This is a genomic window from Pseudorhodoplanes sp. (assembly GCF_035565795.1).
GTDB lineage: Bacteria > Pseudomonadota > Alphaproteobacteria > Rhizobiales > Xanthobacteraceae > Pseudorhodoplanes.
Genome location: NZ_DATMRV010000207.1, coordinates 24,495 through 44,078 on the forward strand (window position 1 = coordinate 24,495; position 19,584 = coordinate 44,078).

21 protein-coding genes are annotated in these 19,584 nt (G+C 64.0%); 8 read left to right on the forward strand and 13 right to left on the reverse strand.

Annotated features, from left to right (window positions below):
* The first annotated feature begins 81 nt into the window (after positions 1 to 81).
* Positions 82 to 1,230 (forward strand): DUF1236 domain-containing protein, encoded by a 1,149-nt coding sequence (locus VNZ93_RS18500; protein WP_325708482.1) that lies wholly within the window; start codon positions 82 to 84, stop codon positions 1,228 to 1,230.
* 98 nt (positions 1,231 to 1,328) lie between these two features.
* Here VNZ93_RS18500 and VNZ93_RS18505 read toward each other — a convergent pair whose 3' ends face one another.
* The 4 genes from VNZ93_RS18505 to VNZ93_RS18520 all read right to left on the reverse strand — a co-directional run bounded on the left by VNZ93_RS18505 (position 1,329) and on the right by VNZ93_RS18520 (position 4,862).
* Entirely contained in the window at positions 1,329 to 1,934 is a 606-nt protein-coding gene (locus VNZ93_RS18505) for a L,D-transpeptidase (RefSeq protein WP_325708485.1), read from the reverse strand.
* Between the two features lie 513 nt (positions 1,935 to 2,447).
* Positions 2,448 to 3,458, reverse strand: a complete 1,011-nt coding sequence (locus VNZ93_RS18510) for a BMP family protein (protein WP_325708488.1) — start codon at positions 3,456 to 3,458, stop codon at positions 2,448 to 2,450.
* 114 nt (positions 3,459 to 3,572) lie between these two features.
* Positions 3,573 to 4,286, reverse strand: coding sequence for a DUF1013 domain-containing protein (locus VNZ93_RS18515; RefSeq protein WP_325708491.1), 714 nt, complete (start codon positions 4,284 to 4,286; stop codon positions 3,573 to 3,575).
* Positions 4,287 to 4,427: 141 nt separating this feature from the next.
* Positions 4,428 to 4,862 carry a hypothetical protein gene (locus tag VNZ93_RS18520; protein WP_325708494.1) on the reverse strand — a complete coding sequence of 145 codons (435 nt, stop codon included), beginning with the start codon at positions 4,860 to 4,862 and terminating at the stop codon, positions 4,428 to 4,430.
* A 156-nt stretch (positions 4,863 to 5,018) separates the two neighbouring features.
* On the opposite strand from VNZ93_RS18520, the gene ispH reads away from it, so the two are divergent.
* From ispH to rnhA, 3 genes are read left to right on the forward strand one after another with little or no spacing between them, the layout of a single operon-like run.
* Positions 5,019 to 5,990 (forward strand): 4-hydroxy-3-methylbut-2-enyl diphosphate reductase, encoded by a 972-nt coding sequence (gene ispH / locus VNZ93_RS18525; protein WP_325708599.1) that lies wholly within the window; start codon positions 5,019 to 5,021, stop codon positions 5,988 to 5,990.
* A 3-nt stretch (positions 5,991 to 5,993) separates the two neighbouring features.
* Complete coding sequence (locus VNZ93_RS18530) at positions 5,994 to 6,971, forward strand: homoserine kinase (protein WP_325708497.1); 978 nt, start codon at positions 5,994 to 5,996, stop codon at positions 6,969 to 6,971.
* Entirely contained in the window at positions 6,968 to 7,423 is a 456-nt protein-coding gene (rnhA, locus tag VNZ93_RS18535) for a ribonuclease HI (RefSeq protein WP_414710118.1), read from the forward strand. Before VNZ93_RS18530 ends, rnhA begins: the two co-directional genes overlap by 4 nt.
* Before the next feature lie 64 nt (positions 7,424 to 7,487).
* Here the strand turns inward: rnhA and VNZ93_RS18540 are convergent, their stop codons facing one another.
* Both VNZ93_RS18540 and VNZ93_RS18545 read right to left on the reverse strand, forming a co-directional pair.
* Positions 7,488 to 7,970: a peroxiredoxin gene (locus tag VNZ93_RS18540; RefSeq protein WP_325708499.1), complete on the reverse strand. Its 483-nt coding sequence runs from the start codon at positions 7,968 to 7,970 to the stop codon at positions 7,488 to 7,490.
* A gap of 88 nt (positions 7,971 to 8,058) precedes the next feature.
* Positions 8,059 to 8,889 carry a protein-disulfide reductase DsbD domain-containing protein gene (locus VNZ93_RS18545; protein ID WP_325708502.1) on the reverse strand — a complete coding sequence of 277 codons (831 nt, stop codon included), beginning with the start codon at positions 8,887 to 8,889 and terminating at the stop codon, positions 8,059 to 8,061.
* 129 nt (positions 8,890 to 9,018) lie between these two features.
* On the opposite strand from VNZ93_RS18545, the gene VNZ93_RS18550 reads away from it, so the two are divergent.
* Positions 9,019 to 9,648, forward strand: coding sequence for a YqgE/AlgH family protein (locus VNZ93_RS18550; protein ID WP_325708505.1), 630 nt, complete (start codon positions 9,019 to 9,021; stop codon positions 9,646 to 9,648).
* A gap of 115 nt (positions 9,649 to 9,763) precedes the next feature.
* Here the strand turns inward: VNZ93_RS18550 and VNZ93_RS18555 are convergent, their stop codons facing one another.
* Positions 9,764 to 12,613 (reverse strand): EAL domain-containing protein, encoded by a 2,850-nt coding sequence (locus VNZ93_RS18555; RefSeq protein ID WP_325708606.1) that lies wholly within the window; start codon positions 12,611 to 12,613, stop codon positions 9,764 to 9,766.
* A 228-nt stretch (positions 12,614 to 12,841) separates the two neighbouring features.
* Positions 12,842 to 13,843: an NAD(P)H-quinone oxidoreductase gene (locus VNZ93_RS18560; RefSeq protein WP_325708508.1), complete on the reverse strand. Its 1,002-nt coding sequence runs from the start codon at positions 13,841 to 13,843 to the stop codon at positions 12,842 to 12,844.
* A gap of 153 nt (positions 13,844 to 13,996) precedes the next feature.
* Here VNZ93_RS18560 and VNZ93_RS18565 point away from each other — a divergent pair, with 153 nt between their 5' ends.
* On the forward strand, positions 13,997 to 14,191 hold the full coding sequence (locus tag VNZ93_RS18565; protein ID WP_325708511.1) for a DUF1192 domain-containing protein: 195 nt from the start codon (positions 13,997 to 13,999) through the stop codon (positions 14,189 to 14,191).
* Between the two features lie 392 nt (positions 14,192 to 14,583).
* Entirely contained in the window at positions 14,584 to 15,105 is a 522-nt protein-coding gene (locus tag VNZ93_RS18570; RefSeq protein WP_325708514.1) for a DUF1465 family protein, read from the forward strand.
* A 102-nt stretch (positions 15,106 to 15,207) separates the two neighbouring features.
* Here the strand turns inward: VNZ93_RS18570 and rpmE are convergent, their stop codons facing one another.
* The gene (gene rpmE / locus VNZ93_RS18575; RefSeq protein WP_325708517.1) at positions 15,208 to 15,447 is read right to left on the reverse strand and encodes a 50S ribosomal protein L31; all 240 of its coding nucleotides are present in this window, start codon (positions 15,445 to 15,447) and stop codon (positions 15,208 to 15,210) included.
* 180 nt (positions 15,448 to 15,627) lie between these two features.
* Here rpmE and VNZ93_RS18580 point away from each other — a divergent pair, with 180 nt between their 5' ends.
* The gene (locus tag VNZ93_RS18580; protein ID WP_325708609.1) at positions 15,628 to 17,427 is read left to right on the forward strand and encodes an ABC transporter transmembrane domain-containing protein; all 1,800 of its coding nucleotides are present in this window, start codon (positions 15,628 to 15,630) and stop codon (positions 17,425 to 17,427) included.
* 25 nt (positions 17,428 to 17,452) lie between these two features.
* Here VNZ93_RS18580 and VNZ93_RS18585 read toward each other — a convergent pair whose 3' ends face one another.
* From VNZ93_RS18585 to VNZ93_RS18600, 4 genes are read right to left on the reverse strand one after another with little or no spacing between them, the layout of a single operon-like run.
* Positions 17,453 to 17,737 (reverse strand): type II toxin-antitoxin system RelE/ParE family toxin, encoded by a 285-nt coding sequence (locus VNZ93_RS18585; RefSeq protein WP_325708520.1) that lies wholly within the window; start codon positions 17,735 to 17,737, stop codon positions 17,453 to 17,455.
* Positions 17,734 to 18,021 (reverse strand): hypothetical protein, encoded by a 288-nt coding sequence (locus VNZ93_RS18590; protein WP_325708524.1) that lies wholly within the window; start codon positions 18,019 to 18,021, stop codon positions 17,734 to 17,736. The genes VNZ93_RS18585 and VNZ93_RS18590 overlap by 4 nt, the downstream gene beginning before the upstream one ends.
* 38 nt (positions 18,022 to 18,059) lie before the next feature.
* A complete protein-coding gene (locus VNZ93_RS18595; RefSeq protein WP_325708527.1) occupies positions 18,060 to 18,521 on the reverse strand; it encodes a GNAT family N-acetyltransferase in 462 nt (153 codons plus the stop codon).
* Between the two features lie 35 nt (positions 18,522 to 18,556).
* Positions 18,557 to 19,579 carry a peptidoglycan -binding protein gene (locus VNZ93_RS18600; protein WP_325708530.1) on the reverse strand — a complete coding sequence of 341 codons (1,023 nt, stop codon included), beginning with the start codon at positions 19,577 to 19,579 and terminating at the stop codon, positions 18,557 to 18,559.
* Between the last annotated feature and the right edge of the window lie 5 nt (positions 19,580 to 19,584).

Genomic DNA, 19,584 nt, shown 5'->3' on the forward strand with positions numbered 1-19,584 from the left:
TGCCATGGAACGTTGATTTCCGCAGGAGGTTTGACCCCCTGAGCGCATCACCTGCGCTGTAAATCAACCTTCGGAGGCAAGATGATACACGCAACGAATACGCGCGCGCTGAAGGCGCTTCTGCTCGGCAGCGCCACACTCGTTACTTTGGGACTGCAACCGTCCATCTCGCAGGAGCGCGGTCAGCTTGATCGCGCGCCGTCTGCACAGAGCCCATCCGCGCAACCGGACGCTCGGCCATCGCCGCGCGAAAATCGTTCCCAGCAGGCGCCACGGGCACAGGAGCGCGGAACCACCGGACAGGCAAGCCCGTCCGTTTCGCAGCCGGACCAGGCAACGCCGCGCGCGCAGGAGCGTGATGGCGAGGCGAAGCCCTCGAAGGGCGATCGCACCCAGTCGCGCGACGGCGACCGCGCACGCGATAATCAGGCGCAGCCGCGTGATGCGGAGCGAAATCGCAGTCAGGCCCGTGATCGCGATGCCGACCGCAACCGCAATCAGGCGCAGGACCGGGATGCGGACCGAGGCCGCAATCAGGCGCAGGATCGAGACCGCAGACGCGATCGCGATCAGGCCCGCGACCGTGACAGCGATCGGGCACGCAACCGGGATCAGGTCAGAGATAACGACCGCGGTCAGGATCGCGACGCGGCGCGCACCAACGAACGCCGCGCGGCGCAGCCGACCGAGCAGCAGCGGACACGGATTTCCACGTCGATCCAAAAGGTCAATGTGCAGCCGGTTCGCAACGTGAACTTCTCGCTTTCGGTGGGAACCGTCCTGCCGGCGAGCGTGCGCTTCTATCCGGTGACGCCGGCGATCGTTGAGGTTTATCCGCAGTATCGCGGATACCAGTTCGTGCTGGTTGAAGATGACATCGTGATCGTCGAGCCGCGCTCGCGGAAGATTGTCACGGTGATCGACGAAGGCGGCAGCGGGCGTGCGGCCGCGCGGTCGCGTGGCAAGCTCACGCTGTCGGACAAGCAGCGCGACGTGATCCGCCGTTCGGCGATCGAGCGCCGCACGACGGGCAGTGCCACTGCGACAACGACCATCGACCGCGAATACGTGATCGGTGACGATCTTCCGGAATCGATCGAGTTCGAGAGCTTCCCTGAGACCATCTATACCGAGGTCCCGGAAATCCGGAGCTATCGTTACGTCGTGCGTGATCGGGACGTGTATGTCGTCGATCCGTCCGAGCGGCGCGTGATCGAGATTATCCGATAACGTGCGATCATTCGCAGAATGCGGTGGCCGGGCTTTCGCCCGGCCGCTTGGTCCCCGCAACGATGCCGTTGCGTAGCCCCCAGTAATTCTCGCTTTTCCTAGCGCTGCACGATCACCGTCGCGCCCATGCGCGTGCGGTTATAGAGATCGATCACGTCCTCGTTGGTCATGCGGATGCAGCCGGACGACACTTCCTCGCCGATCATCCATGGCTCGTTGGTGCCGTGGATGCGATACAGCGTGTCGCCGAGATAGAGCGCGCGCGCGCCCATCGGATTCTGCGGGCCGCCTTCCATGAAGCGCGGCAGGTTCGGCTGGCGGCGCAGGATTTCCGGCGTCGGCGTCCAGCTCGGCCATTCGCGCTTGTTGGAGACGACGCTGGTGCCCGACCAGGCCGCGCCTTCGCGGCCGACAGCAACGCCGTACTGGATCGCCTGTCCGTTGCCGAGCACGTAGTAGAGGCGCTTCTCGTGGTGGCGCACGATGATGGTGCCCGGCGCGTAATTGCCGGCGAACGGGACCGTCTGGCGCGGGATCTTGGTGTAGAACATGCCGAAGATCAGGCGATTGTTCGGCCGTGTCGAATAAGCCGGCGTCGCCGGATATTGCGTCGGCGCGCCCGCGCCGCGCCGCGGATCCGCCTGACGGGGATCGGCTTGCCGCGGGTCAATCTGCGGATTGTTCACACCCCACATGCTGCGCATCCGCTCCTGCCATGTCGGCTGCTGCGGCTGCTCGGGCTGCTGCTGCCGCGCGACGGGGCGTCGGACCTGGCGTGCGCGAGGGGCTGCATCGCCTGCGGGCGCTACGGCGGCGGTCGCCGGTACCGGAGCCGCAAGTCTCGGGGCCGCGGCGGGATCCGGTGCGCTAACCGCTGGGGTTGCCGCGGCAACTTGCGTTTCTGTGGTCTGGGCGGAGACTTGCGAGGTCGCGAGAGCAAGCAAAGAAAAGGTCAGAACAGCGTGACATCTCATGGATATTTTCCCTCGACGCCCCCGCCGATGAGGGGCGGACATTAGCCACCTCGCTGCAACGCACTAGTGCACGGAGGCCACAACCGATGCTGAACGGCTGCGACCGTTAGGTGCAGCGGGATACCAACTGAGTCGCGGGAAATTATCCACAGCCTTCCTGCGGTGGGCGCAGGTTCCCGGATGCGGACGAAGGCGGCGTCGAATGAGTGCGGCACGTGTCGCCGGGCGCGGCCGATGAACCGATCAGGCGGGAGTCTGAAATTCCGGACCGCTCCAGTCGGTCGGGACACGGACGCGGCCGTCCTTGATGTCGGCCGCCAGCGCCTCGATCTTCTTGCGAATATCGTCGCCGACCGCCGGCGACATTGCGAGCCGCACGGCGTCGGGCCGCGCGAGGCCGATCTTTTCCACGGAATTGGTTTTCAGCGTGCCTGCGGTCAGATCCTCCGCGGCACGCAGGAGCGCAATTCCGGAATCCGCAATGGCCGAGGCGATGAACACGTCCGGCATCACGGTGGTCCAGTCGCGGACATTGCCGATCTGCCTCGCTCCGCCTTCGCGGCAGGCGTCGATCGCGCCGGACCGGCCGGCATTGAGCATCGTGAAGATAACATCGGCCTTGTCGGCGATCATCGCGGCCGCAATCCGCTTCGACAGCGGATTGTCATCCTGATTGCCGGAGAAATTGGTGAGCAGCCGGACCTGCGGATTGGCGTGAGCAATACCATGCGCATAGGCCGCGCGGCCCTTCAGGCCGGGGACAACGCGAATGCCGGACATGTGCCCGACGACGCCGGTCCTTGTGCTCCACGCGGCCAGGGCACCAGCCAGAAAGGCTGAGTCTTCCTGCAGGACCTCGTAGCTCGCAAGATTGTCGCCGGTGACATTGCCCTGCGTGACGACGAACCTGGTCTCCGGAAACTCCGGCGCAACCAGCCTGGCGGCTTCGTTATTCTGGCCGCCGTGAGCGATCACCAGCGCCGCTCCGCTGCGCGCCAATTCGCGTAACGCCGTAGCGAGCAATTCGCGTTCCGGCCGCACGCCGTCGCGCCAACCGATTTCGACGCCGAGCTTGTCACGCGCTGCGACGAGCCCGCGATAGCCGGACTCCATGAAGCCGCCATCCGTTATGCTGCCGGCAAACAACGCCGCGATTTTTGGCTTCGGTTGTGCGCGTGCCGGAGCGGCCAGCATCGTGCAGGCGAGCCCGCCCGCGAGGCCGAATACCTGGCGACGACTTGGCCGAAATCGCATGGCGTGGCCCTCATTACCGCGGACAGCGAAATTGCCGCCGGAATGGCGCAGGGCGACGCAAAGCAAGCCCTGTGCCGTCCCTCGATCGAGAAAGCCGTCAGACCGCCGCTGCGATCAGTCTTCTTCGGTCTTCGTCCCGCCGATCTTCTTCAGCTTCGCGAAGACCGAGGCGACGTCGGCGTCTTCCTGCGATTTGGCGTGAGCGGCCGCGGTCCGCGCATCCTCGATCGGCTCCTGCTCGGGTGCGGTCGTGACCGACGCCGGCAACAGCGTGACGCGATCGTGATCGGACGGAGCGGGCTTTTCCTTGGCGGCCTTGGCCACCTGCATGTCCAGATCGATCTGCGAGCACAGGCCGAGCGTCACCGGATCGAGCGGCGTCAGATTTGCGGCGTTCCAGTGCGAACGCTCGCGGATGCTCTGGATCGTCGACTTGGTGGTGCCGACCAGCCGCATGATCTGGCTGTCCTTGAGTTCCGGATGATTGCGGATCAGCCAGAGGATCGCATTCGGGCGGTCCTGGCGGCGCGAGACCGGGGTGTAGCGCGGGCCGCGCTTGGTCTTCTGCTCGGGGACGCGAACTTTGCGGTCGGCGAGATGCAGACGGCGATTTTTGTCGTTTTCGGCGCGCTCGATCTCGTCGCGGGTGAGCTGGCCGGTCTGGATCGGGTCGAGACCCTTGATGCCCTGCGCGGAATCGCCGTCGGCAATCGCCTTCACCTCAAGCGGGTGCAGCTTGCAGAATTCGGCGATCTGATCGAACGACAGCGCGGTGTTCTCGACCAGCCACACGGCGGTGGCCTTCGGCATCAGCGGCGCTTCCTGCATGGCAAAATCTCCTTCGCGCTCCGCCCGCCCGTCGGGGCGTATTTGGAAGGCGAAGCAGTCGTCATCGGGGATGACAGGGATAACGCGAATATAGGCCTTGGGGACCTCAGGAGCAACCGAATAGCGGCTGAAAGCTGGGCGTCAGCAGCCCCGGCAGATATCCATGACGCGCTTCAGCCGGGCGTCTTCGCGCTTTTCCTTGTCCCACCATTGCTCGGAAAAGGGCTTGTTGGCGTCGTTCTGGACCGAGTTCCGGGAGCCGGTGGTGATCGACGACAAATTGTCCGCGCGCTCGATCGCGGTCGGCCGCGTCCGGGCGATGGCGCGGGTCGGCGCGCTGGGGTCGACCGGCTCGGCATACCGCCGTTCGACGACGCTGGACGAGGGCGACTGCGCCAGGCGGCGGGCGCTCGGCCCGGTTCCATCGAGATAGACCTCGTCGGCGACCGCGTGGCGCGGGAGGGCGCGGCCGGTCGCGTTTTCGACCTGATAGGCGCTTTCGCCAGTTCCGGCGCAGCCTGACAGCGCAACGGCGCAGGCCGCGGCGGCCAGAAGTTTGGTGTGGATTGCGTTCATGCCCCAGTGCCCCGATCCGCCCCGTCGCACCATAAGATCACTATAGCTTTTCCGAGGAGTTAAGTCGAATGGTGCGCCTTGACTTCCCCCCGCTCCCGACCCCATGTCGCGGTTAGCGTTCCGATGACAATTGCGCCAATGACTGTCCTTGCGGGCATGCCCGGCGGGGGAAAACCGCCGCTTCGAGTCATTCTCTGTTCTCCGCGTGGTTTCTGCGCCGGTGTGGTGCGAGCCATTGATTCGGTGGAGCGGGCGCTCGCGATCCACGGTGCACCGGTCTATGTCCGGCACGAGATTGTCCATAACCGCTATGTGGTCGACAGCCTGAAGGCCAAGGGCGCGATCTTCGTCGAAGAACTGGACGAGATTCCGGAAACCGATGCGCCGGTGGTGTTCTCCGCTCATGGCGTGCCGAAATCTGTCCCCGAGGATGCCAGGGTCCGCAACTTCATCACGCTGGATGCGACCTGCCCGCTGGTCACCAAGGTCCATCGCGAAGCTGAAATTCATTTCCGCCGCGGACGCGAGATCGTGCTGATCGGTCATGCCGGTCACCCTGAAGTCGTCGGCACCATGGGACAATTGCCCGAAGGCGCGATCACCCTGATCCAGACGATCGAGGAAGCGCAGACCTTCATTCCGAGAGATGCGGGAAATCTCGCCTTCGTGACGCAGACCACATTGTCCGTCTCCGATACCTCGGAGATCGTGGCCGTGCTGCGCGCGCGTTTCCCGGCGATCGTCGGTCCGCACAAGGAAGACATCTGTTACGCCACGACCAACCGCCAGGAAGCGGTGAAGCTCGTGGCGCCGCTGGTGGACGCGATGGTCGTGGTCGGTGCGCCGAATTCCTCAAACTCGCAGCGTCTGAAGGAAGTCGCCGAACGCGCCGGTTGCGGCTATGCCGTGCTGGTGCAGCGCGCCGCCGATATCGACTGGACCAGGCTTGACGGGATCACCTCGCTCGGCGTGACGGCTGGCGCTTCGGCACCCGAGGTGCTGGTCGAGGAAGTGCTCGACGCCTTTGCGCAGCGCTATGAGCTGCATGTCGAGACCATGGCCGCGACCGAAGAGAACATGTTCTTTCCGCTGCCGCGCCCGTTGCGCACATCAGAAGCTGCGGAGTGATCCGTGGCGGTCTATACCGATGTCCCGGCCGAAGAACTGAACGCCTTCATCGCAGGCTATGACGTCGGCCGCGTGCTCTCCTACAAGGGCATCGCCGAGGGCGTGGAGAATTCCAACTATCTCCTGCACACCGAGCGCGGCTATTTCATCCTCACGCTCTACGAGAAGCGGGTCGCGGCCGCCGACCTGCCGTTCTTCCTTGGACTGATGGAACATCTCGCCGCGCGTGGCATCACCTGTCCGCAACCGGTGAAGGCGCGCAGCGGGGAGATCCTCGGTACCTTGTGTGGACGCCCGGCGGCCCTCGTCACCTTCCTCGAAGGCATGTGGATGCGGCGCATCGATGCCAAGCATTGCGCGGCGGTCGGCGAGGCGCTGGCGAAGCTGCATCTCGCCGGCGAGGGCTTCACGCTCCGGCGCGCCAATGCGCTATCGGTTCGCGGATGGCGGCCGCTGTTCGACTCCTGCGCCGATCGCGTCGACGGTGTGCATCACGGACTGCAGGACACCATCCGCCATGAGCTCGATGCGCTGGAGGCGTCGTGGCCGAGCGGATTGCCGTCCGGCGTGATCCATGCCGACCTGTTTCCGGACAATGTTTTCTTTCTCGGCGACCGGCTCTCCGGCCTGATCGATTTCTATTTCGCCTGCAACGACATGCTCGCCTATGACGTCGTGATCTGCCTGAATGCCTGGTGCTTCGAGGCGGATTTTTCCTACAATGTCACCAAGGGCCGGGCGCTGTTGCAGAACTATGCGAAGGTGCGTCCGCTCACTGATGCCGAGCTCGACGCCATGCCGCTGCTCGCGCGGGGCGCGGCGATGCGTTTCCTGCTGACGCGACTTGTTGACTGGCTGAACGTGCCGCCGGGCGCGCTGGTGCGGCCGAAATCGCCGCAGGAATATTTCCGCAAGCTGCGTTTTCATCAGCACGCGAAGAGCGTGCATGATTACGGCATCGAGGCGCGAGAACTCGCGTGAGCCTGCCGCACGTTGTCGTCCACACCGATGGCGCCTGTTCAGGCAATCCCGGCCCCGGCGGCTGGGGTGCGATCCTGCAATTCGGGGAACGCGTCAAGGAATTGAAGGGCGGTGAGGCGCACACCACCAACAACCGCATGGAATTGATGGCGGCGATCTCCGCGCTCGAGGCGCTGACCAAGCCGTGCCACGTCGATCTCTATACCGACAGTCAGTATGTCCGGAACGGGATCTCGGCCTGGATTCACGGCTGGAAGAGGAATGGGTGGCGCACGGCCGACAAGAAGCCGGTGAAGAATGTCGATCTGTGGCAGCGCCTCGATGCGGCGCTCGCGCGGCACGAGGTGAAGTGGCACTGGGTTAAGGGCCATGCCGGACACGATCTCAACGAGCGCGCCGATGAACTTGCGCGCGCCGGGATCGCGGAACTGCGGCTGCAGGGGAAGATGTAGGCGCGTTGCTCGCTGACGTTCGCAACGCGCCACCCTCTCCCTCAAGGGGATAGGGTAAGAAAGATCACAGCGACTTCAGCAGCGCCTCGGCGCCCGATACGTCCGCCTTGCCCGGAGCATCCTCGATGGCGAGCGACTTAACAACGCCGTTGTCGACGACCATGCAATAGCGCTTGGAGCGGATGCCGAGACCGCCCGCGGACGCATCCAGTTCGAGGCCGACCGCCTTTGCGAAATCGGCGCTGCCGTCTGCAAGAAACTCGATGTCGTCGGAGCCGGCGGCGTTCTTCCATGCGCCCATCACGAACGGATCGTTGACGGCCGTCACGGCGATCGCGTCGATGCCCTTGGCCTTGATCGCCGCCGCATTGGCGACGAAGCCGGGCAGATGGTTCTTGCTGCAGGTCGGCGTGAAAGCGCCGGGGACAGCGAACAGCACGACCTTCTTGCCCTTGAACACTTCATCGGTGGTCTTGGGCTTCGGGCCGTCCGCAGTCATGACGCGGAATGTGGTGTTGGGCAGTGTGTCGCCGACCTTGATGGTCATGGAATCCTCTCGACGTGTCACGTTATTGTTAGTGCGGCCACGAGCGGACGCACGGGAAATGCGACGCAAAATAGGCGGGGCCGATGCGTTAGTCGAGCCGGAACGTGGTCTCGATCGCCTCGGTGCCGGCGACAGCCGTGACCTTCAAGGTCGCGCCCTTGTCGGATGCGCCGGGTGGCAGGCCATCGAGCGCAAAGGCGAAACGCTGCAAACCGGCCGGCGCACCGTCGACCTTGTCCGGGACCGGCAGCGCCCAATCCGGCGTCGGGCCTTCCGCAAAAATCGAGACAGGCGCGTCTGCCGGTGCTGCGACATCGATCAGAACGCGTGCGGGCTTCCTGCTCTCGTCGCGCCGGACCGTCTTGATGGACAACGCGGCGTCGGCGCCGAGCGGTTGTGCGCGCGGCACGGATTTTTCGGCCGCGATGATCGCCGTGTCGGCCTTGCCGCCCGCCTTGATGGCGAGCTCGGCCTTGGCCTGGGCGGGAATGCAGACCTTCTCGCAGATCGCGTAATCGAGCGCGAGCCGGACGACGACCGGCTTGCTGGCATCCAGCGGCTCGATCTCAAGCGGGAAGAGAACACTGGTGTGATAGCCGATCACCGTGCCATCGGCCTCCGCGAAACGCTCGGGTGCCGGCCACAGGACCTCGACCGACTTCACGTTTTCGGATTTGGCAAAGTCGAACTGCGGTGGAACGCCGGAATCGCCCGGGTAGCGCCAATAGGTCTTCCACCCCGGCGCGAGGCGAATTTCCACGCCACCGCGCAGCAGCGAGCGGCCGCCTTCGACTTTCGTGCCACCCGAAACGATCCGCACGCCGGCCCGTGCGTCGCCATCCCATGCCGAGAGATCGGCGAGCGCCGCCGGCACAACCCAGCCCAACGTCGCCGCGAGGGCAAGCGTGCGAACAACCATCAGGCGGATTTTCTCGGGATGCATTGCAACGATTTAGGCATTTGCCGCGTTTGGAACCACTGAATTCGCCGTGAAGGAGGGCGAAACTTCCCTTTCACAAGGTCGGGGGAAGGCGCTAACCTTGAAGACATGAAGATTCCTAGGACTGGACTGGGGCAGAAGTCGGTCGGCGGCAAATCGGCGCGTGGCTTTCTCGATGGCCAGATGCTGATCGCTTCGCCGTCGATGAGCGACGATCGCTTTGCCAAGACCCTGATCTACATCTGCGCTCATTCATCGGAAGGCGCGATGGGAATCATCGTCAATCAGCCGGCCAGCAACATCAAGTTTCCGGACCTTCTGGTTCAGCTCAACGTCGTGCCCGATGGCGAAGCGATCCAGGTGTCGACCAATTACGACGACGTGATGGTGATGAAGGGCGGACCGGTGGAGACCGGACGCGGCTTCGTTCTCCATTCGGCGGATTTTTTCATTGAGAATTCGACGCTGCCGATCGATGAAGGTATCTGCCTGACGGCGACGATCGACATCCTCAAGGCCATCGCGACCGGCGAGGGCCCGAGCAGCGCGATCCTCGCGCTTGGTTATGCCGGCTGGGCGCCGGGTCAGCTCGAACAGGAAATCCAGAGCAACGGCTGGCTGCATTGCGCGGCGGATGCTGACCTCATCTTCGGCGAGCCTGCGCAGAAATACGAAAAGGCGATGCGCAAGCTCGGCATCGCGCCCGGCATGTTGTCGAGCGAAGCGGGCCACGCGTAAGCCTGCGGTCAGTCCGGGCGCGTGAGCGAACCCGGAATCGAGGATCACAATTCATCTCGATTATGAGCTGGAGACCCGGCCGCATGCTTTGCATGCGCGCCGGAATGACGGCGCTTTACGGCGTCATCTCCATTCGCTCGGTCGTCAGCAGCTTGGTCGCCGCTTCCGCGGTCATCGGCTGGCCGAACACGAAGCCCTGCGCATATTCGCAGCCCATGTGATAGAGCTCGACCGCATCGGAATCGGTCTCGGCCCCTTCCGCCACGGTCTCCATGCCGAGATCATGCGCGAGCGCAATGATCGAGCGCAGGATCACCGGCCGCGTCCCCTTGGCGCTCATGCGCACGAACGACTGGTCGATCTTGATCGTGTCGAACGGGAAGCGCTGCAGATACGACAGCGACGAATGCCCGGTGCCGAAATCGTCGAGCGCAAGACCCGCGCCCAGTTCGCGCAGCCGTGTCAGGATCTGCGCGGCGTGTTCGGGATTTTCCATCACGACGGATTCGGTCAGTTCGAGCTTCAGCGTGCCGCGCATCAGCGACGAGCGCGCCAGCACCGTGCGCAGGTCGCCGATCAGGTCCTGCCGCAGCAACTGCTTCGACGAGACGTTGACGCTTGCGAACAGGCCTTCCTGCGCGCGCACGGTGCGCTGCCAGATGCTGAGCTGCCGCGCGGTGCGCTCGAGTACGAACATGCCGAGATCGACGATCAGGCCAATCTCTTCGGCGATCGTGATGAATTCGGCGGGCGACATGCGGCCGAGCTTGGGATGCTCCCAGCGTGCCAGCGCCTCGAAGCCCGCGATGGTGCGGTCTTCCAGCCGCACGATCGGCTGATAGTGAAGCTTGATCTCCTCGCGTTCGATGGCGCGACGCAGTTCGGCTTCAAGCGTGAGCCGGTCGGACTTGCGAGCACGCATCGCGGCCTTGAACACTTCGATGCGATCGCCGCCGATGCGCTTGGAGTGATACATCGCAAGCTCGGCGTCCTTCAGGATCTCCTCGGTGCGGGCCGACTGGCTGTCGGCGAGGCACAGGCCGATCGATGCGGTGATGAAGATCTCGCGATCGTTGAAGGTGATCGGCGCGCGAATGGTGCGGCGGATATTTTCCGCGAATGCGATGATGCGGCCGGGGTCGCGTTCGGACAGGACGATCAGCGCAAACTGGTCGCCGGACAAGCGGGCCAGCGTATCCTGCGGCTTGAGCAGGCGGGCGAGGCGGCGCGCCAGCGTCAGCAGGATGGAATCGCCGACAGCCATGCCGACGGAATCGTTCACCTGCTTGAAGCGGTCGAGATCGATCACGATCACGGTCGGGCGCATCGCCGGATCGCTCTTGGCGAAGGCGAGGACGGCCTCGAAGCGATCGAGGAAAAGCTGCCGGTTCGGCAGACCGGTGAGGTTGTCGTGCACCGCGTCGTGCAGCAGCCGCTCTTCTGCGGTCTTGAACTCGGTCACGTCGGTCAGCGTGCCGACAAGGCGCACCACTTCGCCGTCGGAGCCGACCACGGGCCGCGCCTTCAGCGTGAACCAGAGATAGTGGCCGTCCGGCGTACGCAGCCGGAAATCTTCCATCAACCGGCCGCGACGCTGTTCGATCACGCTGTCGAGGGTGGCGCGGAAGCGGTCGCGGTCGAGCGGATGCAGCACGTCGAGCCATTTCGCGGCCGAGCCCTCGAGCGCGCCGCGCTTGAGGCCGAGCATCGCTTCGGTTTCGGGGCTGGTATAGACCTTGTCCGAGGACACGTCCCAGTCCCAGATCATGTCGCCGGCGCCGGTCAGCGCGAGCGCGCGGCGTTCGACGTCGGTGACGATGCCATGCGTGATCGAGCCGGCGAAGGCGTGCTGCATCACCGTGAACCCGATCAGCATGACGATCAGGACGAGACCGCCGAGGAGGGCAGGGCCGACGATGTCGTTGGTCACGAGCCCGGCGATGGTGAGCCCCGCCGCGATCGTCCAGATGCAGAGCAGGAACCAGGTCGGGATCAGAAGCACCGCGCGGTCGAAGCCCTGTGTCGACAGGAGCAGCACAACCGCAAAGCCCGCGAACGCGACGGCTGCGAGCGAGAAGCGTGCAATGCCTGAGGCGACCGCGGGATCATAGAGCGCAACCGCGATCAGCGCAGCAAGACCGCCCAGCCACGCGATGGTGATGTGCGCATAGCGCACGTGCCAGCGGCTGAGATTGAGATAGGCGAACAGGAACACCAGCAGGGTCGCGGCCAGCACGCATTCGCCGATCGCGCGCCAGATGCGTTCGGCGCCGGCCGACATGTCGAAGACCTTGCCCCAGAATCCGAAGTCGATGCCGATATAGACCAGCACCGCCCAGCCAAGCGCAGCGGCGGCGGGGAACATCACCGAGCCCTTCACCACGAACAGAATGGTGAGGAACAGCGCCAGCAATCCGGAGATGCCGATGACGATGCCGTAATAGAGCGTGAAGGAGTTGACCTTGTCCTTGTAGGCGTCCGGCTCCCACAGATAGAGCTGCGGCAGATTGTCGGAGCGAAGCTCGAGGACGTAGGTCACGACCGAACCGGGATCGAGCGTGATGCGGAAGATGTCTGCGACCGCCGAGTCCTGACGTTCCGGCCGCTCGCCGGCGCTGGGCGTCACCGATACGACGCGCGACAGGCCGAGATCCGGCCAGAACAGTCCCGATCCGACCATCCGGTAATGCGGAACGACGATCAGCCGGTCGATCTGCTCGTCACCGGTATTGGCGAGAGCGAACACGGCCCAGGAATTCCCGGCTTCGCGTCCGCGCACTTCGATGCGGCGGATGATGCCGTCGGGTCCCGGCGCGGTCGAAACCTGCACCCGATCGGTGTCGCTCTTGGGCCGTTCGACAACGGCGGTCAGATCGATGGCGGACGCATCGCTGCGCACATTCACCGCGTCGACGGCGCGCGCAGGCGAAAGCGCGAGCCACAGAACCGCGAAGGCAAGCATCATCGCAGCGGCGGCACGCGGCAGTCGTTGCCACGCGCCCACTGGCGGTTGCTTCGTCGTTATGGTTGCGCGGCGTCCCGGCAAGATTCCCCGTCCTTGAGTGGTACAAAAGTCCGACCTTTGCGCCGTTTTCGCGGCGCAGCCGGGGCCAGTCACGCAGTTATACGGGGTATGCGCCGCGGATGGGAAGGGAAAGCAGGGGATGCGGGAAATAGGAAGACGAGCCGCAACTCAACCTATGGTGAGCACGATCTTCCCGATATGGGCGCTGGATTCCATCCGGGCGTGAGCCTCGGCCGCTTTAGTCAGCGGGAACGTGGAATCGATCACCGGCTTGATCTTCCCGGCGGCAACAAGCGGCCAGACCTTCTCCGTAAGCTCCTTCGCGATTTCGGCTTTCTCGGCCACGGTGCGCGGGCGCAGCGTGCAGCCCGAATGGGTCAGGCGCTTGGCCATCAGCCTGGCGAAATTTGCAGTCGCCTTTGGCGCACCTGCGAACGAGATTTGTGCGATGCGGCCTTGATCGGCAGCGGCGTCATAATTTTTGTCGATGTAATCGCCGCCGACGATATCGAGGATCACATTGGCGCCCTTGCCGCCGGTCGCCTTCTTGGTCTCCTCGACGAAATCCTGCGTCCTGTAGTTGACGGCGACGTCGGCCCCGAGTTTTTTTGCGGCCGCGCATTTTTCGTCCGAGCCTGCCGTGGTGATGACGTGGCCACCGAAATTCTTCACCAGCATGATGCCGGTGGTGCCGATGCCCGATGTGCCGCCATGCACCAGCACCCATTCGCCGCTCTTCATGTGCGCGCGCATCATCAGATGCTGCCACACCGTGAAGAAGGTTTCCGGCATTGCTGCAGCCTCGACCATCGATAGCGACGGCGGCACCGGCAGCGCGTGACTTTCGAAGGCGAGGCAATATTCGGCGTAGCCGCCCGCGACCACCAGCGCACAGACCTTGTCGCCGACCTTCCAGCGCGTCACGCCTTCGCCGACAGCTGCGACCTCACCGGCAATCTCGAGTCCCGGAATATCGCCGGCACCCTTCGGCGGCGGATACGTGCCCTGGCGCTGGCGCACATCCGGACGGTTCACGCCGGCGGCCGCCACCTTCACCAGGATTTCGCCCGGGCCCGGCTTGGGGACGTCGCGCTGCTCGGGCACAAGCATCTCGGGGCCGCCGGGTTCCTTGATGCCAATCACGGTCATGCGGGCGGGGAGCGCGCTCATATGCAGATCCTCGAAACGCTGTTGATTGCGCGCAGCCCTCGTCCGCGCGTCAACCGAAGTGGAGGAATGCGTTTTTCAAGAAGATGGATGACCGGGTCAAGCCCGCCACGCCAAGTGTGATAGTTTCACCGCAGCATTACGGAAGGATCGACCATGCCCGTTTTCGACGATGATGACCGGCCCAAGAAAAAGATCGCACACGAGATCGGTCAGGATCTGACGTTGTTGTCTGTCGGTGAACTGAACGAACGCATCGCGTTGTTGCGCGAAGAGATCGCGCGGCTTGAAGCCGATATCGTCAAGAAACAATCGTCGCGAAGCGCTGCGGATCAGTTCTTCAAGAAATAACCGGTTCCAATTCATGCAAACTTTTCGGAACCGGGTTTACCGATCGTTTTGCATTTAAGAGGTCCTTAAGCTTTCACAGGTATTACCTGCGGTGTCCATCTTCTGGACATCGAGTGGCTCCTGTCCACTCTGTTTGACGCCTCCCTGTTATCCACTTGAGCCGCCGGAAACGGCGGCTCTTTTTTGTTCTGTGCCAAATCGGAACACAATTTCACCCTGCGACGGCCGCGCGCAGTCGCTGGCAACTATGTCCTTCAAATTAGTGTCCCGCTTGCTTTACCCCGCTGGCGCGCTGCCCTTATGCTTGAGGGCATACGAAAACTTGGCGCTGCACCGACCGGGCATATGCGACGTCCTTGCCGGTCTGTGCATTGGGGGTGAGGCGTAACGCGATGTCGGAAGTGTATGTCGAGGTGAACAGCCCGATCTCGTTTCGGGAGAAGCTCGCAAGCTCGCAGGCCTTCTCGCAATTGTTCCGCGATGGCATGGGGCTCGTGGAAGAAACCGCGGCCTATCTCGACGGCGAGGGCCGAAAGGAATCGAAGGCGCTGCCGCGTGCCGCAGCGCTGACCTACGCCACCGAAAGCATGCGGCTCACCACGCGCCTGATGCAGCTCGCATCGTGGCTGCTGCTGCATCGCGCGGTGAAGGAAGGCGAGATGTCGCTCTCGCAGGTGAATCAGGAAAAGACCAAGGTGAAGCTGTCGCCGATATTCGCGGCGGACGAGGACACGCTGAAGCTGTTGCCGGAAACGCTGGTCGTGTTGATCCAGCGCTCGATCGTGCTGGCCGATCAGGTGCGGCGGCTGGATGCGACCATCCACGCCCCGGCGGACATGCCGCGTAACACCAACAATCCGGTCGAGCATCAGCTCGGATTGCTGAAGGCGGCCTTCGAGCGCAAGGCTCAATAGCCCGGATCGTCCGGCGGCCTCCGGCCCGCAAAAGCAAAAGGCCGGGACGAGCCCGGCCTCAACGCATCGAAGACAACAGCCGGACGCGTCCGGCCGCGCTGCCTACTTCTTCGCGCCGTCTTCCTTCATGAAGCCCGAGAACTTCTTCTGGAAGCGCGACAGGCGGCCGCCGCGATCCAGCAGCTGCTGGGCTCCGCCGGTCCAGGCCGGGTGCGACTTCGGATCGATGTCGAGATGCATCGTGTCGCCTTCCTTGCCCCAGGTGGTGCGGGTGACGAACTCGGTGCCATCCGTCATCTTGACGGTGATGGTGTGGTAATTCGGATGAATATCGGACTTCATGATTGAGCTCCCGCGCGCTGCTCGGCCGCGCCAGTCGGACCCGCGTTTTGGTGAAATTTGCGGGGTCTATAACGCAAGCGGGGCCGGGGCACAAGTTAGAACGAATCCGGCTTGCGGGCCCCCCCGTCAACCGGCATTCAGGGGCCGTTAACGAGCCGGAGACCGGGCGAAATGGCCCTTATGTCAGACAGCGAAAAGAGCGCGGCGGCCGAACGGGCGGCGCAGGGCAGGGGGGCAGGGCGCACATCGCTTAAGCCGCTGCGGCTGCTGGTTCCCTATGTCATGCGCTACCGGGGACGCGCGCTGTCCGCGCTGGCGGCGCTGGTGGTCGCGTCGCTGGCCACGCTCGCGGTTCCGGTCGCGGTCCGGCGCATGATCGACAACGGATTTTCCGGCGAACGCGCACTGATCGACAATTACTTCACGGTGATGATCGGCGTCGTTCTGGTGCTCGCCCTCGCGAGCGCGCTCCGTTTCTACCTCGTCACCACACTCGGGGAGCGGATCGTCTCCGATCTGCGCGAGGAGGTTTTCGCGCATCTGACGCGCCTGTCGCCATCGTTCTTCGACCGTTCCCAGACCGGCGAGATGATGTCGCGGCTGACGGCCGACACGACGCAGATCAAGTCGGCGGTCGGTGCGTCGGTGTCGGTGGCCTTGAGGAACTTCTTTCTGTTCGTCGGCGCCGGCGCCATGATGGTGCTCACGAGCGCGAAGCTCTCGCTGTTTGTCCTCGCCGCAATTCCGGTGATCGTGTTGCCTCTCGTGGCATTCGGGCGCGCGGTACGTCAGCGCTCGCGCCAGGCGCAGGACTCGCTTGCCGATGCGTCCGCCTATGCGGCCGAGACGATCGGCGCCGTTCGCACCCTGCAGGCGTTCACCAGCGAAGGTTATGCTGCAAAGCGCTTTCACGGCGCCGTCGAGGCGGCCTTTGAGGCCGCGCGGCAATCTACCTTGTCGCGCTCGGTGCTGACTGCGATCGCGATCTTCCTGATCTTTGCAAGCGTCGTGATCGTGCTGTGGGTCGGCGCCAACGATGTTCTGGCCGGCGACATGACGCCGGGACGGCTCAGCCAGTTCGTGCTCTATGCGGTGTTCGCAGCCGGCGGCCTTGGTCAACTGAGCGAAGTGTGGGGCGAGGTTCAGCAGGCGTCGGGTGCGGCGGAGCGCCTGTTCGAAATTCTGCACGTAAAGCCTGACGTGAAGGCGCCGGCCAATCCGGTGGCGCTGCCGGACCAGGCGCGCGCCGAAGTGGCGTTCGACAATGTGCGGTTCTTCTATCCGACGCGGCCGGAGCAGGCGGCGCTCGATGGTGTCTCGTTTCGCATAGCGCCTGGCGAGAAGGTGGCGATCGTCGGCCCGTCGGGCGCCGGCAAGAGCACGATCTTTCACCTGATCCTGCGCTTCTACGATCCGAATGTGGGGCGCGTGACATTCGACGGCGTGAACATCGCGGACACCGACCCGCGCGATCTGCGCCGTCACATCGCGCTGGTGCCGCAGGAATCGGCGATCTTCGCGGCATCCGTGCGCGACAACATCGCGTTCGGCAAACCGGACGCGACCGATGCCGAGATCGAGCGTGCAGCGGACATGGCGGCAGCGACCACGTTCATCCGCAGACTGCCGAACGGATTTTCAACGTTGATCGGCGAGCGCGGTGTGACCTTGTCCGGCGGGCAGCGCCAGCGCATTGCGATCGCGCGCGCGATCCTGCGCAACGCGCCGCTGCTGCTGCTCGACGAAGCAACCTCTTCGCTCGATGCCGAAAGCGAAACGCTGGTGCAGGAAGCGCTCGCTCATTCGATGGAAGGGCGTACGACGCTCGTCATCGCGCATCGGCTCGCGACCGTTCTGTCCTGCGACCGCATCATCGTGCTTGATCACGGCCGGATCGTCGAGGAGGGCACGCACGAGCAACTGACCGGAACCGGCGGTCTCTACGCGCGGCTTGCGCGGCTGCAGTTCGGCGTGGCCTGACCGCGCCGCTCCACGAACGCGCGGCCTAGGGCCGCGCTTCGCGGCCGTGCCAGATGCGAAGAATGAAGATGTCTGCGGTATCCGGCATGACGACGTATCGGCACACGTAGCCCGCGTTACCGAAGCGGATCACGATCTGCCTGATCCGATCGTCTTCGGTCGGCCGGCCGAGATCTGGAAATTCCTCGAGCCTTTCGAGTGCATTCCAGATGGCGAGCAGAGCGCGCTTCGCCGCTGACTTGTCTTTGACTTCAATGAATTCGCGGAGTCGCTCGATGTCGCGCGCGGCATGCGGCGACAACAGGATCATTCAAAACGCCGGGCTTTAGGTCGCGGAAGCTCGTTGCTCGTGCCCCAGCTTTCGACCCAGGTCTTGATCTCGTGCAGCGGAATGGCCTCTCGCGTCCGCTCGAACTCCGCGAGCCGCAAGCGGTCCTCGTCAAGGTCCGGTCCGCTGAGGTCAATGACGGAATCGAGCAGCGCCACGGCCTCGGCCAAAACAGCCGATACGTCCTGCCCGCGCTCTTTCGCCATTTCCCGAAGGCGCGCGTCGGTCTCTGAATCGATGTCGATCGTGCGGCGGACGACGTTCATGGTCAAAATCTATGGGGCAGACCTGCGGTTGTCGAGGGTTATGGCCGCCACGTCATCATGTAGACCGGGGCGCCGGATCTGCGGTTGACGTCTTCGCCCGCAATGTTGAACCCGCATTTCCGATAGAATTCGAGCGCGCGCGTGTTGTCCTTGTTGACGTGCAGATACAGGCCCTCGCGCCCGATCTGCTTGGCGGCATCGATCAACGCCTTGCCGACACCGTGATGCTGCATCTCGGGGGCGACGACGATCTGGTCGAGGTAGCCGGAACGCGGCGACACAGCGACGAAGCCCGCGAGATGATCCGGCGCGACGTCGGATTCCGCGATGACGACCTTCGATCCGAGCAGCAGATCGCTCCAGTGTTCGCGAAACCAGTCCATGCGCTTCGAGAAGTCGATCTGCGGATAGGCCTGCTGCCAGCTGCGCTGCCACAGCGCAAGCGCGGACGGTTCGTCGGCCGAATGATAGGGACGCAGCGTCACCGTCTGTTGCGGCATTGGTCGTCCAGCCCCCCGGTATTACCGGAGGGAGGTTATCGCTCGGTCAGTTTCAGCTCAATCCTGCGGTTACGGCGGAAGGCCTCTTCGGTCTTCTCGCTGTCGAGCGGCTGAAATTCGCCAAAGCCGGCCGCGACCAGACGCTGCGGCGAAATGCCTCGCGAGATCATGTACTGCACGACCGCGATCGCGCGGGCCGACGACAGCTCCCAGTTGGACGGGAACTGGACATTGGCGATCGGCCGGATATCGGTATGTCCGTCCACGCGCATCACCCACGCGATGTCCGGCGGAATCTTTTTCTCGAGCTCGGTCAGCGCCTCGACGATCTTGTCGATTTCGACGCGGCCTTCCGGCTTCAGCACGGCCTGTCCGGGATCGAAGAACACCTCGGACTGGAAGACGAAGCGGTCGCCCACGATCCGCACGTCCTGGCGGCTGCCGAGGATCTGACGCAGCCGGCCGAAAAAGTCGGAGCGGTAGCGCTGCAATTCCTGCACGCGCTGGGCGAGGGCAACATTCAGCCGCTGCCCGAGATCGGCGATCTTGGTCTGCGAGTCGCGTTCGCGCTTCTCGGAGATTTCGAGCGCGGCTTCGAGGGCGCCGAGCTGGCGTCGAAGCGCTGCGATCTGCTGATTGAGGATTTCGACCTGTGCGAGTGCGCGCGCAACACTTTGCTTCTCGAGGTCGAGTGCTGTGGCCAGTTCGCTTGCACGACCCTGTGCGGCTGCGGCGTTGCCCGCGCCTTCGGCGAGCGCACGCAGACGGTCGCGCTCCGATTCGGTCGCGGACAGGTTGGAGCGTACGGTCCCGAGGAGTGCTTCAAGCTCGGAGCGTCCGCTCCTTTCGAGTGCGAGAAGATCGCTGAGCTGCGCGATCTGCGCGTTGAGGCGCTGCAGTGCGGTGTCTTTGCTGGAGACTTCCTGCGACAGATAGAATTGCACCACCGCAAAGATCGACAGCAGGAAGATGATGCCGAGCAGCAGCGTCGACAGCGCGTCGACGAAGCCCGGCCAGTAGTCGACGCCGCGGTCCCTGCGATTGCGCGCCAGTGCCATGGCGG

Excerpts from the sequence above, each read along its gene's own strand:
- VNZ93_RS18545 (WP_325708502.1), bottom strand. The coding sequence starts at position 8,889 with ATGGTTGTTCGCACGCTTGCCCTCGCGGCGACGTTGGGCTGGGTTGTG.
- VNZ93_RS18505 (WP_325708485.1), bottom strand. The coding sequence starts at position 1,934 with ATGCGCAGCATGTGGGGTGTGAACAATCCGCAGATTGACCCGCGGCAA.
- VNZ93_RS18515 (WP_325708491.1), bottom strand. The coding sequence starts at position 4,286 with ATGCAGGAAGCGCCGCTGATGCCGAAGGCCACCGCCGTGTGGCTGGTC.
- rpmE (WP_325708517.1), bottom strand. The coding sequence starts at position 15,447 with ATGAAGTCCGATATTCATCCGAATTACCACACCATCACCGTCAAGATG.
- VNZ93_RS18500 (WP_325708482.1), top strand. The coding sequence starts at position 82 with ATGATACACGCAACGAATACGCGCGCGCTGAAGGCGCTTCTGCTCGGC.
- VNZ93_RS18570 (WP_325708514.1), top strand. The coding sequence starts at position 14,584 with ATGTCGGAAGTGTATGTCGAGGTGAACAGCCCGATCTCGTTTCGGGAG.
- ispH (WP_325708599.1), top strand. The coding sequence starts at position 5,019 with ATGCCCGGCGGGGGAAAACCGCCGCTTCGAGTCATTCTCTGTTCTCCG.
- VNZ93_RS18595 (WP_325708527.1), bottom strand. The coding sequence starts at position 18,521 with ATGCCGCAACAGACGGTGACGCTGCGTCCCTATCATTCGGCCGACGAA.
- VNZ93_RS18560 (WP_325708508.1), bottom strand. The coding sequence starts at position 13,843 with ATGAGCGCGCTCCCCGCCCGCATGACCGTGATTGGCATCAAGGAACCC.
- VNZ93_RS18550 (WP_325708505.1), top strand. The coding sequence starts at position 9,019 with ATGAAGATTCCTAGGACTGGACTGGGGCAGAAGTCGGTCGGCGGCAAA.
- VNZ93_RS18540 (WP_325708499.1), bottom strand. The coding sequence starts at position 7,970 with ATGACCATCAAGGTCGGCGACACACTGCCCAACACCACATTCCGCGTC.
- VNZ93_RS18580 (WP_325708609.1), top strand. The coding sequence starts at position 15,628 with ATGTCAGACAGCGAAAAGAGCGCGGCGGCCGAACGGGCGGCGCAGGGC.
- VNZ93_RS18565 (WP_325708511.1), top strand. The coding sequence starts at position 13,997 with ATGCCCGTTTTCGACGATGATGACCGGCCCAAGAAAAAGATCGCACAC.
- VNZ93_RS18555 (WP_325708606.1), bottom strand. The coding sequence starts at position 12,613 with ATGATGCTTGCCTTCGCGGTTCTGTGGCTCGCGCTTTCGCCTGCGCGC.
- VNZ93_RS18520 (WP_325708494.1), bottom strand. The coding sequence starts at position 4,862 with ATGAACGCAATCCACACCAAACTTCTGGCCGCCGCGGCCTGCGCCGTT.
- VNZ93_RS18600 (WP_325708530.1), bottom strand. The coding sequence starts at position 19,579 with ATGGCACTGGCGCGCAATCGCAGGGACCGCGGCGTCGACTACTGGCCG.
- VNZ93_RS18585 (WP_325708520.1), bottom strand. The coding sequence starts at position 17,737 with ATGATCCTGTTGTCGCCGCATGCCGCGCGCGACATCGAGCGACTCCGC.
- VNZ93_RS18510 (WP_325708488.1), bottom strand. The coding sequence starts at position 3,458 with ATGCGATTTCGGCCAAGTCGTCGCCAGGTATTCGGCCTCGCGGGCGGG.
- VNZ93_RS18590 (WP_325708524.1), bottom strand. The coding sequence starts at position 18,021 with ATGAACGTCGTCCGCCGCACGATCGACATCGATTCAGAGACCGACGCG.